16 protein-coding genes and 1 pseudogene are annotated in these 16,425 nt (G+C 42.1%); 12 read left to right on the top strand and 5 right to left on the bottom strand.

The features are described 5' to 3' along the window. Positions 1-52 precede the first annotated feature (52 nt). The 6 genes from C9889_RS09550 to C9889_RS09530 are packed head-to-tail and all read left to right on the top strand — an operon-like array spanning position 53 to position 4,176. Complete coding sequence (locus tag C9889_RS09550; protein WP_129599147.1) at positions 53-1,531, top strand: dihydropteroate synthase-like protein; 1,479 nt, start codon at positions 53-55, stop codon at positions 1,529-1,531. A gap of 11 nt (positions 1,532-1,542) precedes the next feature. Next, complete coding sequence (locus C9889_RS09545; protein WP_129599144.1) at positions 1,543-1,995, top strand: hypothetical protein; 453 nt, start codon at positions 1,543-1,545, stop codon at positions 1,993-1,995. 46 nt (positions 1,996-2,041) lie between these two features. Next, complete coding sequence (locus C9889_RS11345) at positions 2,042-2,563, top strand: NAD(P)/FAD-dependent oxidoreductase (RefSeq protein ID WP_318531573.1); 522 nt, start codon at positions 2,042-2,044, stop codon at positions 2,561-2,563. Beyond that, positions 2,463-3,230: a geranylgeranyl reductase family protein gene (locus C9889_RS11340; protein ID WP_318531572.1), complete on the top strand. Its 768-nt coding sequence runs from the start codon at positions 2,463-2,465 to the stop codon at positions 3,228-3,230. The genes C9889_RS11345 and C9889_RS11340 overlap by 101 nt, the downstream gene beginning before the upstream one ends. Positions 3,231-3,232: 2 nt before the next feature. Further along, positions 3,233-3,520: a gamma-glutamylcyclotransferase family protein gene (locus tag C9889_RS09535; RefSeq protein WP_129599140.1), complete on the top strand. Its 288-nt coding sequence runs from the start codon at positions 3,233-3,235 to the stop codon at positions 3,518-3,520. 56 nt (positions 3,521-3,576) lie between these two features. After that, the gene (locus tag C9889_RS09530; RefSeq protein WP_129599137.1) at positions 3,577-4,176 is read left to right on the top strand and encodes a TatD family nuclease-associated radical SAM protein; all 600 of its coding nucleotides are present in this window, start codon (positions 3,577-3,579) and stop codon (positions 4,174-4,176) included. Between the two features lie 13 nt (positions 4,177-4,189). Here the strand turns inward: C9889_RS09530 and engB are convergent. The 5 genes and pseudogenes from engB to C9889_RS09505 all read right to left on the bottom strand — a co-directional run bounded on the left by engB (position 4,190) and on the right by C9889_RS09505 (position 8,710). Continuing rightward, positions 4,190-4,812: pseudogene (gene engB, locus C9889_RS09525) on the bottom strand (GTP-binding protein EngB). Continuing rightward, the gene (locus C9889_RS09520; protein WP_129599134.1) at positions 4,809-5,786 is read right to left on the bottom strand and encodes a DHHA1 domain-containing protein; all 978 of its coding nucleotides are present in this window, start codon (positions 5,784-5,786) and stop codon (positions 4,809-4,811) included. The pseudogene engB and the gene C9889_RS09520 overlap by 4 nt, the downstream one beginning before the upstream one ends. Positions 5,787-5,815: 29 nt before the next feature. Continuing rightward, positions 5,816-6,727, bottom strand: a complete 912-nt coding sequence (locus C9889_RS09515; protein ID WP_129599131.1) for a hypothetical protein — start codon at positions 6,725-6,727, stop codon at positions 5,816-5,818. Continuing rightward, positions 6,672-7,004, bottom strand: a complete 333-nt coding sequence (locus C9889_RS09510; protein ID WP_129599128.1) for a hypothetical protein — start codon at positions 7,002-7,004, stop codon at positions 6,672-6,674. The genes C9889_RS09515 and C9889_RS09510 overlap by 56 nt, the downstream gene beginning before the upstream one ends. A 95-nt stretch (positions 7,005-7,099) precedes the next feature. Continuing rightward, positions 7,100-8,710 (bottom strand): BatD family protein, encoded by a 1,611-nt coding sequence (locus C9889_RS09505; protein ID WP_129599125.1) that lies wholly within the window; start codon positions 8,708-8,710, stop codon positions 7,100-7,102. A gap of 179 nt (positions 8,711-8,889) precedes the next feature. Between C9889_RS09505 and C9889_RS09500 the strand changes: the two genes are divergently transcribed. From C9889_RS09500 to C9889_RS09475, 6 genes are all read left to right on the top strand, one after another. Beyond that, the gene (locus tag C9889_RS09500) at positions 8,890-11,637 is read left to right on the top strand and encodes a UPF0182 family membrane protein (RefSeq protein ID WP_129599122.1); all 2,748 of its coding nucleotides are present in this window, start codon (positions 8,890-8,892) and stop codon (positions 11,635-11,637) included. A gap of 188 nt (positions 11,638-11,825) precedes the next feature. After that, entirely contained in the window at positions 11,826-12,431 is a 606-nt protein-coding gene (locus C9889_RS09495; protein ID WP_129599121.1) for an FmdE family protein, read from the top strand. A 79-nt stretch (positions 12,432-12,510) separates the two neighbouring features. Further along, entirely contained in the window at positions 12,511-13,452 is a 942-nt protein-coding gene (locus C9889_RS09490; RefSeq protein WP_129599118.1) for a 4Fe-4S binding protein, read from the top strand. Position 13,453: 1 nt separating this feature from the next. Further along, positions 13,454-15,211 carry a formylmethanofuran dehydrogenase subunit A gene (locus C9889_RS09485; protein ID WP_129599115.1) on the top strand — a complete coding sequence of 586 codons (1,758 nt, stop codon included), beginning with the start codon at positions 13,454-13,456 and terminating at the stop codon, positions 15,209-15,211. Positions 15,212-15,215: 4 nt separating this feature from the next. After that, positions 15,216-16,025 (top strand): formylmethanofuran dehydrogenase subunit C, encoded by an 810-nt coding sequence (locus C9889_RS09480; protein ID WP_129599112.1) that lies wholly within the window; start codon positions 15,216-15,218, stop codon positions 16,023-16,025. A gap of 9 nt (positions 16,026-16,034) precedes the next feature. Next, a complete protein-coding gene (locus tag C9889_RS09475; protein ID WP_129599110.1) occupies positions 16,035-16,424 on the top strand; it encodes a molybdopterin dinucleotide binding domain-containing protein in 390 nt (129 codons plus the stop codon). The last annotated feature ends 1 nt before the right edge of the window (position 16,425 follow it).

Here is a 16,425-nt window from a genome sequence, read left to right as displayed (position 1 = left end):
AAAAGCATCTTTCACAGATACTTATTTTTAATATCCAACCGATTATTCTCCCATGAAAATTCTTGTAGCTACAGGTCACCTGGCGGAAAGCACAGTTCGTCATGCGGTTGGTTCTGATACAAGTGTACTTACTGTTGATACTGACGTAGCTGCTTTCATCACCCCACAAAGGTTAATTCATTCCTATGAAGACGATAATTTTAAACCCGGGCAATTTGATATGATTCTTGTTCCCGGTCTTGTCCCGGGTGATTTCACAGAAGTTGCAAACAAAATAGGTTGCCCTGTCTACTTAGGCCCTAAACATGCCTATGATCTGGATTACGCAATACGGTTTGCAGGAGATGTGCAATTTTCAAATAAAATCCCTGCATGTGAATTACTCAAAGATATACGTCAACAGGAAGCATACAAGAAATTGGGCCAGATGGAAAAGAGTGCTTTTGCTCCTTTAATACTCAATGACACGAAAATTGGGGGCAATTCCCAAATGAAAGTCATGGGCGAAATCGTTGATGCAGGAAATATGGATCGTGGCCATCTTCAGAGTAAAGTGGCAGAATTCACCCGTAAAGGTGCTGACATCATCGATCTGGGCATGGCCATAGATACACCCGCTGAAAACGTCCATGAGGCCATTCTCAATACAAAAGAAGTGACCGGACTACCCCTAAGTGTGGATACACTGGACCCTGCCCATATTCGTAGTGCAATTGATGCGGGTATTGATATGGTCCTCAGCCTCAATGATACAAATATTGATGAGCTGGGAGACAAGATTGCTGCAAAGGGGTGTGCTGTTGTGATTATCCCGGGCAGTGGCAATAAATATGATACATTGATACAGAATATCAAACAAGCAAAGGATTTAGGAATTGAAAATATAATTGCAGACCCTGTGCTTGATCCAATTGGTCATGGATTTACATCTTCTGTAGAAAGATACAGAAAATTCCGTGATGCTTACCCGGATATACCTCTATTCTTTGGGGCTGGTAATGTTACTGAACTCATGGATGCTGATTCTATAGGTATAAATGCAACCCTGTGCGGAATAGCACATGAGGTAGGAGCAGCCATTCTTTTCACACCCGAATACAGTGATAAGACCCGGGGTTCCATTGCCGAACTAAAAACTGCCTCTTCAATGATGAAACTGGCAGAGGAAAGGCACAGTTCCCCAAAGGACCTGGGAATTGACATGTTCATGATCAAGGAAAAACGAAAGCGGCCGGATATTGATATCCCCGATAATGCAACCAATGCAAAGAGTAGCCCCAACTGGCAACTGGATCCAGCCGGAGCATTCCATATAGGAGTTGCTCATGTAAATGATGGAAAAAGGTACATAGTCGCAGAACATGCACAGGAAACTATCATCGGTGAAAATGCTGCAGAAATCCTGGACATGATAATAGATAAAGGACTTGTCACAAGTCTTGAACATGCCGGTTATCTTGGAAGGGAACTGGAAAAAGCTGAAATTGCGATTGAATTTGACAGGAGTTATGTACAGGATGATGATTTTTAACAGGTGATCTCATGAAACTCGATGCAAAAGATAAAAAGGAAATTGCTGATATATTGGCCGGGAAATACTTTTCGCAGAATGAATGGAAATGGGTAAACCTTGCAAAAGATATGCCCAGAATCCAGAAAGCCTATGAAGAAATTAAGGAACAGTATGATTCCTACCCCTACATGAGCAAGGATTGGTATGTAGAAAATTCTTCTACGAAAAGCCTGCACATGTGCAGTCGCTGGGATGAGCTCAGGGATATGGTTGATTTTTTGAATGCTTATTCAGAGCAGTTTGATTTTTTGGTTGGAGCAAACCGCAAGATGCTGTGCATAAGTTCTACTGAAGAATTAAGCGACAGACAAAAGACAGCTATCTCCGAAGCCAGGAAACTCAGGTATACTGTTTTTGTATTCACTGCAAGAGTTCCCGATGACATGGAATTCGAGCTGTCTCAGATTGGGGGCGGCATGTGATTGACGAAATAGGTTTATAAGTAATACCAAAGTAGCAATTATTCCCATGCATCCCGATGAAATATATGATGTGGTAGTTGTCGGAGCCGGTCCGGCGGGTACCACAGCCGCAATGTATGCCGCACAGAGCGGTGCATCCGTGTTACTTGTAGACAGGAAAAGAGACATCGGTGTGCCCCTTCAATGTGGCGGGTTTATGCCCCATGCAGATACCCTGCAGGAACTTGTTCCCAATGCACACCTTCCCCACACCCTGCTTGATTATCCGAAGAGCTGTGTGCATGCTACCAGCACCTATCAGCGTTTTATTGCACCCGATGGCTACTCAAAGGGTTTTGAAGTAGCGGCTGATTCTCTTGACAGGAGAAGGTTTGACAGACACCTGGCATCCCGGGCAGCTGAGGAAGGCGCCGAGTTGATGGTGGGGACCAATGTAACAGATGTTAACGGAAATACAATTGAAGTGGATGGGGTCTGGACCATCAACAATCAGGGGCAAAGTCCTGATAGGTGCAGACGGTCCAAATTCTATTGTTGCAAAAGCCCACGGTATGAAACGGGAACATGATCCAATGGGAATCGGAACCGCTTTTGAATATGAACTTGCAAACACCGCAGCGGACAGGGATGCCGTAGAGATGTATTTCGGAAAAGACTATGTTCCCGGCGGATATGCCTGGATTATTTCACAGGGAGGAAACACCGCAAACATCGGTGTGGGGATCCGGGAAGTGCTTTTCGAGAAGAATATGTGTGCCCGGGATTATCTGGAAAAGTTCATGTACAAACACCCCATTGCCAGCGAGAAACTGCAGGATGCAAGGATACTTTCCGTGGTTTCCGGAGTGGTGCCGGTAGGGGGCACTCCCGAGAAAACGGTCTCAAACAATGTAATGCTTGCCGGTGATGCTGCAGGTCAGTTGATCGCTACCAACGGAGGGGGAATTCCCACGGCTATGATAGGGGGAAAACTGGCAGGAGAAACGGCTGGAGAATATATTGCAGGTAAATGTGAACTCTCCATTTATGAAAAGAGATGGAGAGAGCAAATGGGACTGGAGATAAAAACTGCTGTTTATATCCGTAAAATGATGGACAATCTGATGAGATCTGACAGATTGATGTCAAAAGCCATACGGACGATCTCACCACAATACATGAAAGCAATCCAGTGTGGCAAGCTTCCCGATCCTGTGAAAAAAACACTCACAAAGCTGAATTTCGGATTGGGTTAATCATGGATGTTTTTGTTTATGGAACTCTTAAAAATGGATTCTCCAATCATCATATAATCAGGGATTCTGTATTTATTGAAAAAGATACTACCGCGGATCAATATTGTATGTTCGACCTGGGTAGTTTTCCAGCTGTTGTGGACACTGGTAATTGTTGTAATATCAATGGAGAAGTATATTGTATTGACAGGAATATGCTGAATAGCCTTGATATACTTGAAGGCAAGTTCTTTAAAAGAAAAAAAAGTAAAACTGGAAAGCAACAGAGAAGCCTGGATGTATTTTCTTGATACTTCTGCATGTAACACTTCTAACTTTCCTCTTATTCCCGATGGAGATTGGAATAATGAAAACTGACAAACCCTCAATATGCTATGAGGCCCATGGTAACCTGTACCTGAACATAACCAACCAATGCAGTGCAGACTGTTATTTTTGTATCCGCAATCAGGGAGAAGGATTATACGGACATAATCTGTGGCTTAAAAAAGACCCTTCCAAAAATGAGATGATTGCAGAACTGGAAAAGCACGATCTGAAAAAGTATAAAGAGATAGTTTTCACCGGATTCGGGGAACCGACAACCCGTTTTGACATGCTGCTTGCTGTCACACGCTGGTTGAAAGCGAAGGGGGCATATGTAAGACTGGATACCAATGGACACGGCCAACTTATAAATCCCGAGACTAATGTGGTTGATTGTCTTGTGGATGCCGGGTTGGATGCAGTTTCAGTAAGCCTTAATGCAGAATCCACAGAAGTTTATGACAGGATTTGTAAACCATTCTATCAAAACGCTTATGGTGCCCTGCTGGAATTTGCGGAAAAATCAAAAGAAGCAGGCCTTTATGTACGTTTCAGTGTGGTAAATGTTCCTGAAATTGATACTGAAAAATGCAACCAGATAGCCAGGGACATGGGCGTGGATTTCCGTATAAGGGGCTAACAATACCCTATTTTCAGATATATTTTAGCAAAGAATCTTTTTTAGCCGAATGGATGCGCTTCCTTATAATAGAATTTAAGGCCTGCAGATCTCCTTTTTTAGCACTTATCGGTGCTACCCTGTCAATCCACTGCCTCCAGGGTGGAAAAAGCCCCAATCTTTCAATAATAGCATCAAGGACCCTATCTTTATCCTCTTCCTTGACCTTATCCATTTTATTTACAACTATCAGGGGTTCAAGATCCATTTCTGTAAAAAAATCGAATATTTCTATATCAATGGGAAGCTCGCCCCGTTGATCCCAGCGATCCACAACCTCAATAAAAGAACCTGCATCAACTACTATAGCAGCGATGTTAATCCGCTGATTTCCCTCTTCTATATAACGTACGATCTTATCCTTCACGATATCCTGTTTGCGCTCTTTTATACCATTCATAAATCCAAAGCCGGGAAGGTCGGTAATCACTAATTCCCCTTTCTTCACATGAGTGAGTTTCAGGGTGACACCAGGTCTTTTGCCGACCTTCACTTTGCGTCCGGAAAGAGCTCTTACAATAGAGGATTGCCTACATTGGAGCGACCGGCAAATACAATTTCAAAATCATTGTTTTTGGGGACTGCAGCAGGCTTCATAAATCCTCCTGTTTTGTTTCAGCCAGATTCACCCTTCGGTCAAATTCCTGAAGGAATGCATCAAGTTTTCCTTCCGGAATACGGGCCCCTGCAGCCACTGGATGCCCGCCGCCACTACCTCCGTACTGGGGTGCAAGATCTCGCAAAAGGAGGTTAATATCCACACTGCTGTTACGGGAGCGCAAGCTCAGGTCATAAGCAGCTTTATTGTTCCTGTGTTCGGCTGCAATCCCTATTCCTTTTCTTCCATAAGAGGCTGCATAGATTGCGGATTTGGAAAGGTAACCTTCAGGATCAAGGACATAAGCTATCGAATGAAGCGGATGGACCAACTCCTTTACACGTATTCTCAACTCTTCTTCAATTCTTGATGCTTTTTTTGCATAGGGAATGAGATTGGGTATTTCAGAAGGAATCAGATCATTGGAAAGAGGGGCAATAATTTCTCTTTTAAAATCATAGTTTCTACCAACATATTGCAATGCCTGGATCAATGTTCCTGCCTGGAAATAGAGACTTCTTTTGTCCCAATCTCTTGTCCATTTTTTAATTGCAGGTGTATTATCCTTATAGTCACCTATGGCACCATACACAGCAATCCTGCGGATATCCCTTTCCAGACGGGATTTAAAGACCTTGTATGTAAGTTCTGCGGCACATGTGTTCAGGTCATGGTAAAACCAGGGTTCATCCCAGCACATCCTTGGAAGAGGATGGTGATCAATGTAGGTAACATCCGCACGACTGGCAATATCATTAATCTTATTGTAGAGATTTACACATGAGCGTTCATCCACGGCTATATCACAGATAATGATATTATCATAATCTTCAGCTATATCAAGTCTATTATGCAGACTCACCGGACTGGTAAAATAGACCCTGGCATCCGGGTATGCACTTTTGGCTATGGCTCCCGAGCATACTCCATCCGAATCACCATGTGTGAATATAATTGTATCAGTTTTTTTCATGTCTGTTCATATCAATATAGCTACAATTATTAAAAATTGAGGGAATCATATATGATTCCCATTGTTACATTCACAAAATCTTTTACTGATCTCACCGAACCAAAGAGAAAAGTATTATTTGTTCCATTGATGGATCCGTTATCTGTTTTTATCGATGCATTTATATCAAGAGGCTTTTTTGATTTTGCTTTTTCGCCAGCTTCATTAAAGGTGGCAAGGGAAATGAGAATATTTCCCGATGATACAGAGCCACTGTAACCAGAAGAATCTGAAAACGATGCAAAACTGGCAGGGAGTACAAAGTTTCCTTTTTCCTCCACCTTTAAAGAGCTATTTATAGTAAACGACTGATCAGGGTATAAAACACCCGATTTATCTTTATCTTTCCCGATTATTTTGGCTTCAGCTGGCATTCGGTCATCAAATTTGACATATGCAGCACGATCCCCTTCATTTGTAGCTATTGTGCTGATATTTATAAAGTAATTGCCATCCTCTGCTTTTAACGAATATTCTTTACTGACATTGATGAAAGGACCATGGACTACCAGATTACTATCATTTGTCTTGAGATGATAATCAATACCCAGATAAGTAAGGTTCAAATTTACAGGATTCAGGGTATAATTTCCTGGCTTGATTGCCCGTACAGAATAATGAAATGTCTTATCTTTGCGAGGGGGTAGTGATCCATTAAAATCAAGATCCTGATCAGGATCAACTATGAGACCATCAGGAAGAGAAGTATTTATGGATAATTTTTCAAAATGAATGCCTTTGAGATTTGAGACCTTAACGGTAACATGTGCTTTTTGGTCAATATATATTTTATTAACAGTAATTCTGGAAAATGAAACAGAGTCATTTATCCAGGAAGGAGAGGTTTTAGTTTCGTTTGAAATTGATACATTTATTACAGTATAAAGGAATCGGGATATCACTGGCGGTTACAATTTTAGAAGCATTTATTTTTACAAGGTCATCGAAAACCTTTGTCGGAGAATAAAATGATTGGTTCGTACCCAAAACAGCAGTCCAGCTATCGGACTTATTTGATTTCACAGATAACATAACAAAATCGTCCTCGACATCAGTTGGGGAAGATTTCGAAAAATCAACTGCTTTTATTGTATAACCACTAACATTAACCTCTTCACCCCAATCGAGAGTATATTCTTCCGGGTCTTTCCAATCTATATCTGCTGCAGAAACTGCCATTACAGTTATATTTGCTGCAAAAAAGATTACCAGAAAAAAAAAGAAAAATCCTGAAAGGCAATAATGTGAGGTTGTACTTCATACTATTCCTTCACTTACCGTTTTTTCCCAAATACATATATTCCTGCCAATATAAAAATTGCCATCAATGCACCAAATCCGGGTTCAACTTTGTTGTTTTCATTATTTTCACCTGAACCGGATCCACCATTTGATTCATCATCACTGAAAATACTATTATCGTCTCCATCATCATCAGATGTTTGTGAATCATCCTTGTTTGATGTGCCAGTTGCTGTTTCCTGAGTTGAAGTGTTGGTGACATTAACTTGCAGGATGTTGGAGACCCTTTCCCCTTTGTAATTTTCCATGTCAATAAAAGAAACTCTAACAGCGGGTACTGTGAAATTACCATCATTTCCTGCACGAATAATGTAATTATAACTTTTTGATTCATCATTTGGAATAACCTGATCCAGACCGGTTTCTCCACTTACAAAGGTAACATCCTCTGGTATTTCAGATATTGCGTTCACACTCGCATCCCTGTTTCCTTTGTTGCTCACTTTTACAGAAACCTTTACTTCATCTGATGGCCGAACTGTTAAACTTTCCGTGCTCTGCGTAACTGATATTACCGGGCCGTTTATTTCAATTTCTGGTTCATTCGAGTCATATTCATAGGTTTTCCCGTTAGGTGCTTTGAAAGAAGCAACTGTAGCAGGTGCTGTGAATTCTCCTGATCTGGTGGGTTTCAGTGAATATTCAAAAAGTTTAATGGTTTCTCCGGCTTCAAGAGAAATTTTCTTATTAAGAGCTATATCATCAAGCAGTTCCATATGATCGAAGATTTCATCTTCTACAGTAATATCACCCACATGATAAAGACCATTATTACGTATTGAAACTGAAACCCGGGCTGTTTCATCCATATATATTTCTTCAGGTATGGATTTGGTTATCATTAACTCAACCTTAGGAGCGATGGTTACGGTCTCACTTTCCTCATTTTCATGCAATTCCCCGTTGATATCATATCCACCTGCTGTACCAACAATGTCTAAATCAGTCTCTTCCCATAGGTGAGGTACCTTTAAAGTTAATTTATATTCCTCTGTTGTCACATCGATCTCAAGCGAAGATATGGTTTCTTTAAGATCACCTCCAACAACATCCATTCCTGCCGGATCAACAGTAAGCTGAACATCTTCAGCTTTGGCTGAACCATCATTTTTGATTTTCAATGTGACTTCCATTTCGGTTTCGGAAGTTATACGAGGATCGTATTCATCCCTGTCTGTTTCGATACTAATGTCAAACTCAGGTTCCCCTCGATTATCAATCTGAATTTCAGCGGTAGGATCCTCCATATTGCCAGTCCACTCATCAATATTAACCTTAACTTCATTCACATTAACCCGGATATCTTTTCCTTCTTCAGTATCCCTGTATTCAAGATTATCGCCAACAAGCAATGCTCCATGTTTCAAGGTTTGGCCATTTTTTGATATGCTTATATAGACGTGTTCATCCTTTTGAAAATCCTCGGCAGTAATAGTATAACCATTATCCTCCACGGAATCTCCCCAATGAAGGGTTGCGGAATCGATACTTGTGTCCCACTCGACGTCATCAAGTGTGTAAGCAGATGCTGTGGTGGCCATAGCACATATTAACAGGAGGGATAAGAAAAGTCTTGAATACATGGATATACCTCTTTATTGGTGGGGATGTATATAAGACAGATTATATTTACTTTGTGTATTGGTAAATGTACCAACATCCATATAGTTACCCCATTTGTGTGGGAAAAAAGGTTTATTAACATGCAACTTCTTCTCTAAATGAGACTTTTATATGAGTCAGGTTACTCATGGGGTTTATTATGAAAGATATGAAAATTATATTCCTGTTAATTCTGGCATTATTTGTGGGGATAGGTCCCCTGGTAGGAATTTACACGGATTACCTATGGTTTGATATGGTAGGATATACATCCGTATTTACAACAATATTACAATGGAAATTAATTGCAATAATTCCTGGTTTTATAATTGCATTTGTATTCCTTTATATAAATGCAAAATTTGCAAGAGACTCAATTGATAAAATCCTTACAGAAAAGAACATTACATCCGAAAAAGTGGATTCCCAGATAATTCTGGTGTCAATTGTGGCTGTATCATTTATCTTTGGCCTCATATTCAGTGGTAACTGGAAGACTATATTACTTTATTTTAATAGTACATCGTTTGGATTAGAAGACCCCATTCTAATGAATGACATAGGATTTTACGTATTCCAGCTACCATTCCTTCATATGATAAGGGGTGTGTTCCTCGGCCTGACAATCCTTTCTCTGATACTGGTACTGGCTCTTTATTTTTACAGGCTGGAACCTTTATTCAGCTCCGATAGAATTGAAATAGAAGACTCTGAAGAACCTTATTTTTTGAATCAGTCGATTGATTTAAAAGAAATAATGGATAAATTGCCTACAAAAGTTCTTGTCCATATTTCTGCAATACTTGCATTCCTGTTTGCACTAATTGCTTTTGGATTTTTCCTTGAAAGATATGAAATACTATTCTCCCAGCAAGGGCTTGTCGCTGGAGCCGGGTATACCGATGTCAATGTAAGTTTGCCGATTTTCACCATCCTGACTGTATTGTCAGTGCTGACCTCAATTGCTTTATTGGCCAACGTAAAGTTGAAAAACATAAAAATACCTTTTGTGGCTATAGCCCTTATAGCACTATTTATAGTGGCCAGTTCCTTTGTCCCGGGGGTTTATCAGCAATTCAAGGTAGAACCTACTGAAATCCAGCTTGAAGAACCCTATCTGGAATACAATATTGAATATACAAGAGCCGCGTACGGTCTTTCTGATGTTGAAGAAAAGCCATTCGAAGCCAATTTGGATTTGACCTCATCAGAGCTGGAAAACAATTCAGAGATAATTGATAATATAAGGATATGGGACCGGCGTGCTCTGGAGCAGACCTATAAACAGCTTCAGCAGATCCGAACCTATTATACTTTCAACGATGTTGATACAGACCGCTATCATATGGACGACGGCTACAAGCAGTATATGATATCGGCCAGGGAACTGGATACCTCTCGCCTATCCCCTGAAGCCAAGACATGGGTCAATGAAAAATTGGTATATACCCATGGTTACGGGATGGTTATGAATCCGGTCAGTACAAAGACCGAAGATGGCAGACCTGAATTGGTCTTACAGGACATTCCTCCAAGAGGAGAATTTGAAGTTGATAATCCAGGGATATATTACGGGGAAATCAACAGGGACTACAATATAGTAAATACCGGAAAGGATGAATTTGATTATCCAAAACAAGGGCAGAATGTATTTACACAATATGAAGGTAAAAGTGGAATACTACTGGATTCATTTGTAAAGCAGCTGATATTCGCATATACCTTTAGTGAACCGAATTTTGTCCTGAGCCAGTATATCGATGATGAATCCCGCTTGTTGTACCGTCAACAGATCGATGACAGGGCAGAGGAAATAGCACCGTTCCTTGAATATGACAATGACCCGTATCCGGTAATCCATGAAGGCAAGCTCTACTGGATAATGGATGCTTACACGACGGCTAACAAGTATCCTTATTCTGAAACCTATTACGGAGTGCAGTTTAACGGTATTAATTACATCAGTAATTCAGTGAAAGTTGTTGTAGATGCCTATGATGGAACGGTTGATTTCTATATGATAGAGGACGAACCGGTAGTGAATACCTACTCTAAGATATTCCCGGATTTGTTTAAGTCATTTGATGAAATGCCGGAAGGCCTGCAAAAACATATTCGCTATCCCAAGAATTTCTTTAAGGTCCAGATGGATTTATATGAAAATTACCACATGAAATCTGCAGAAGAATTCTACAATAAAGAGGATTCCTGGGAGATACCAAGGGAAGTTTACAGGGGAAGCAGCATTGAAATGGAACCCTATTACATGATTACCAAATTACCCGATAATGGCGGATTGGAATATGTGTTGCTGCAACCATTTACACCCCGTAACAGGGAGAATATGATTGCCTGGATTGCAGCCAGATGCGATAAGCCAAACTATGGACAACTCAAGCATTACGAATTGCCAAAAGGGGAACTTGTCTATGGACCTACCCAAATAGAGTCCAGAATCGATCAGGATCCTGATATTTCTGAGCAACTGACCCTCTGGGGTCAAAGTGGTTCCCGTGTAATCAGGGGAAATCTGCTTGTTATTCCGATCGGTAACTCGATATTGTATTCAGAACCCTTATTCATAAGTGCTGAACAATCTGAAATTCCGGAACTCAGAAGAGTTATTGTTTCTTCAGGACAAAAGGTTGTCATGGGAGAGAATCTGAAGGAATCCCTGCAAATGCTGGTTGAAGGTCGTGTTGACAGGGAAGAAGGAACCGATCAGCCGGAAGTATCCCAGACTTCCCGAGAGCTTGCACAACAGGCATTGGACCATTACAATCAGGCCCAGGAATACCTGAAAGAAGGCAATTGGACCGGTTACGGGGAAGAAATAGATCAGATGGAAGATGTGCTAAACCAGCTTTCACAGAGTCTGGCTGAAGACAATTCCACCACATCAGAATAAAAGGAGGGAGATTAGATCTTCTTTGCAGATAGTTATTGCAGCCTTTATCAAGGCTGCATAACCTCTTTTTTGGTACGTCTGTGGGGTTGATGCACATCGATAATTATATATAATTTTCATCGCTATGTTCTTTAGGCATCCGGAAGCTTATAAGCATCTCACCGGCCTTCTTTATTAGAGGTTTTTATATGGAAACTATGGATGAGATCCAAGAAAAGATAAAAGTGGAAAATCCAGAACTATTTTCACAGGTTGAAAAGGTCGTTCCATTCCACGGTTTTTTGAGCAGTGGTGCTTTAATAGGAATCCACATGCTAAATATTGCAAAAAGGGTACTTGATATTAAGGAAGGGGAAAGGATATACGCCCTAAGTGAAACGTATAATTGTATACCAGACCCTTTTCAGATACTTGAAGGTTCCACTACAGGCAATAAACGTTTGAGAGTTCACGATACAGGAAAAATGGCTGTGACTGTGAACAAACAAGCTCCATCGGGAATTGCTTCTGTTAAAGGAGTAAGGATATATCTCGACCCGGAGAAGACTAAAGATTACCCTAAATTACATGCCTGGTATATGAACACAAAGAAACTTCGCCACGAAGAAGTTGTTCCTGTGCTTCTTGAAGCCGGTGAGAATGTCTACTCCTATGAAATGGTAGATATAGATGTACCGGTAAAAAAGAAAAAGACAATAAAATTATGCCAGAAATGTAATGAAAGTTTTATTCAAAGAAACAATGAAGTTCTTTGTGATGCATGTAACGATAGCCAAACGGAGACTACAATATGAATGAAACAGTGATATCGACAAAGGACAACAAACAGGTGGTATACATTCCTGAGAAGTGTATCGGCTGTGGAACTGTGTCATGGTGTGTCCAAAAGAGACACTGGTCATCGGTTCAGTCGGACCGGTTGCCAGAGGACTCATCGACAAAGAGTTCCTGGAGATCAGACCGAACACATGTATAACATGTGGAATGTGTTCCAAAGTTTGTCCTACAGGCGCTCTTGAAATGAGAGAAGACGGAAAGCCAGTAGAGGAAAAAACCTTCCTCATAAATGCTATTAAACCAACCACTGTCAATGATGATTGTGTACACTGCGGACTTTGTGAACAGGTATGTCCACAGGGTTGCATTGAAGTGGATCAGTGGCTCTCCAACGATAATGAAGCAAAAATCGATGGTACAACAACAATCAACCAGGAATGCTGTGTACACTGTGGATGGTGTGAATCAGTTTGCCCGGTTGATGCCATTGAAGTGGAGAAGCCATTTGAAGGAACCTGGTTCAGGGATGAGGATGTCTGTCAGGCATGCCGTACCTGTGTTGATGTATGCCCCTGCAATGCATTATTCAACCCGGACTGGGAAGCCGGGGAACGTGTTGACAAAGTGACCCAGAGGCCGGATGCATGTATCTACTGTGGAGCATGTGCAGTTTCCTGTCCAGTACAGGCAATTGATGTCAAGAAAACTGCAATTGCAGCTGAAATGGAAAAGAAGAAAGTATTCGAGAAAAAACTCCTCGACAAACCTTCCGTCAAGCCAACACTTACTTCCAAACTTGTCACCGACGAATATGACTGTCTTGGATGCGGAAACTGTGTAATTGTCTGTCCTGTGAATGCTTATGCAAATAAGGAACTTGCTGCAGGGCACCTCAATAACATGGATGAAAAAGCATTGCTGGAAGTCGAGAATGGAGCAGTTAATGTAGTTGATCAGGACGTTTGTGGCTCCTGTGGCGCATGTGCCATGATCTGCCCGACAAACGCTATCTGGCTGGAAAAGAGAGAGGTGGAATAATATGGCAGCTACTATTGCAATAAAAAATGGACATGTTTTTGATCCCCTCAACGAAATCGACGGGGATGTCATGGACATCTATATCAAGGACGGAAAAGTCGTCCCTGAATTATCTGATGCGGAAATGAAAGACGCAAAGGTCGTTGATGCCACCGGTAAAACCGTAATGCCTGGTGGAGTGGATTCCCACACCCATATTGCCGGTGCTAAAGTAAACTCCGGTCGTCTGATGCGGCCAGAGGACAGTTACAAGTGGAATCGTCCAAAGACCTCAATAACCCATGGTGGTACCGGGGAAACAGTACCTTCCGTATATCTTGAAGGGTATGAATATGCACAGATGGGATATACCACAGCTTTTGAAGCTGCAGTCCCGCCCCTGGAAGCACGTCACACCCATGAAGAGATGCATTCCATCCCAATGCTTGACATGGGAGGATACCTTGTTCTTGGTAACAACTGGTTCATGATGCGCTATCTCAAGGAAGGCGACATTGACAAAGCTGCTGCATATGTGGCCTGGATGATGAGGACACACAAGACCTATGGTATAAAATGTGTCAACCCTGCCGGTGTGGAGAACTGGGGATGGGGTAAGAATGTCGAATCCCTGGATGAGACCAACATCCATTTTGAAATTACACCAAGGGAAATCATCGAAGGACTTACCGAAGTTAATGAAATGCTCGGTATTCCTATGCCGGTACACCTGCACGCCAACAACCTGGGTCACCCGGGATGTTATGAAACAACAAAGGAATCCCTTACCATTCCATCAAAAGTCAAACCCAATCAGGATATGGGAGTTGAATGGGCAGAAACCAAGATTGATCCTACAAAGGATAAATCCATCTACCTGACTCACTTGCAATTCAATGCCTTTGGCGGAACATCCTGGAGAGACTTTGAATCCGGTGTGAAGGATATTACAGATTATGTCAACAGTCAGGACCATGTGGTAATTGACAGTGGTAGTGTACCTTTCGGTGAGGCCACATGTATGACCGGAGACGGTCCGTCTATCCATGATGTCGCAGTTCTTACAGGCGGTAAATGGTCTAACTGTGATGTGGAACTTGAATGTGGTTCCGGTGTATGCCCTTTCACATATCTGAAGAGCAACCCCGTACACAGTGTCCAGTGGGCAATGGGACTTGAATCTCTGCTTCTGATCGATGATCCATGGAAGACCATCATGACAACCGATAATCCTAACGGTGGACCATTCACCAAATATCCGAATGTCATGACATGGTTGATGTCAGAGGCTTACAGGAATGAGACATTCAGCGAAGTACACAAGTGGGCAAATGACAGAAGTACACTCGGCGGTGTCAGCCGTGAACTGTCTCTCTATGACATTGCAACCATCACCCGTGCCACTCCTGCAAAGACCAATGGTATGGCACATAGGAAAGGCAGTCTTGCTGTAGGGGCAGATGGTGATGTGACCATCTATGATATCGATCCAACAAAACTGGACGTTACAGCCAACTACAATGACCTGATCACCAAATTCAGGTATGCCGATTATACCATCAAGGGTGGGGAAATCGCAGTCCATAACGGCGAGATAATGTCGATTCCTGAAAGAAGGACCTACTACAGTGACATAAAGGTTGATGCAAACGAGGAAAAGAAGATGCTTGAGGACGTGAAGGATTGGTTCAGGTACTACACCCTTGGTTTCGAGAACTATCCGACACCTGAGAAATACCTCGTCAATCCAACCCCCATCAATGTAAACATGGAGAAGTGATGTCATGACAGAGGTAGTACTTACACCAAACACTGAAATTGATATTAAGATCGAAGCCGATGTAATCAAGCCAGATGAGTTTGCAGGCAAGAGCAAGGAAGAAATTGAGCAGTTGATTGTCTGGCAGGGACCGGACCAACTACCTTTAAAGAACTTCTTTGATGTGAAAGGTCAGGGTGGAAGCTCTGCTGAAGAAACTTTCATTATGATCAAAGGTGATGTAGCCCGTGTGAAAATGATCGGAGCGGAAATGACCGCCGGCAAAATCACTATACAGGGTTCCACCAGCCTGAAAGTCGGAGCGGAAATGAAAGGCGGCGAAATTGTCGTGGAAGGGGATGCAGATTCCTGGGCAGGAACCGAAATGAAAGGTGGTTTGCTCCATATTAAGGGTAACACAATCGATCACCTGGGATGTGCCTACCGCGGCAGCTGGAACGGAATGAGTGGTGGACGCATCGTTGTTGACGGAAATGCCCAGAGCCAGATCGGCGGAGGATTAACAGGCGGTGAGATCATTGTTAATGGTAATGCCGAAAATTTCTGTGGTATACGCCAGTCCGGTGGTCTTATTGTCATCAGAGGAAATGCTATACGTGCAATTGGTGCCGAAATGAGCGGTGGGACCATTGTGGTCGAAGGTCATATTACCAATTTCACTCCCGGTATGCAGTATGAAGACGAGCAATATGATCTCTGTTTCGAAGACATCGAATGTGGCGGAGTATTCAAAAAATTCACAGGTGACTTTGCCATATCCAAAAAACCAAAAGGGGTCCTGTATGCTGGCAAAGAAGCAAACCTGGAGCTCTGAGGTGATATTATGAAAGCATTACTAAATACCGGAAGTACAATTTACGAAGGACAATTCGCCAAAGGTGGCGAAAAATATTCCGAAGGTTATATGAAGGAATGTGCCCTGTGCTGGATCTCCCCCTTGGATTTTGAAGAACTGGGATGTCCTGAAAAGGTGAAAGTAACCAGCATGGATGGTAAGCATACCGTAGCTGTATACACAAGATGCACTGACAGGGTGATGTGCGGTAACATATTCATGCCCCGTGCTATCTGGTCCAACGTGGTAATCGACCCGCACACCTTCTCCACAGGATCACCCCTCTATAAAGGCAGTCCTGTAGATATAGAGCCCACTGACGAGGAGGTTCTCACAGCCGAGGATATCGTATTGAAAGTATATGCAGGAGGTAAGTGAA

Source organism: Methanohalophilus profundi (genome assembly GCF_004137855.1).
Taxonomy (GTDB): Archaea; Halobacteriota; Methanosarcinia; order Methanosarcinales; family Methanosarcinaceae; genus Methanohalophilus; species Methanohalophilus profundi.
Note: the sequence above shows the minus strand (reverse complement) of the source record. Positions and strands in the feature narration are given on the sequence as shown.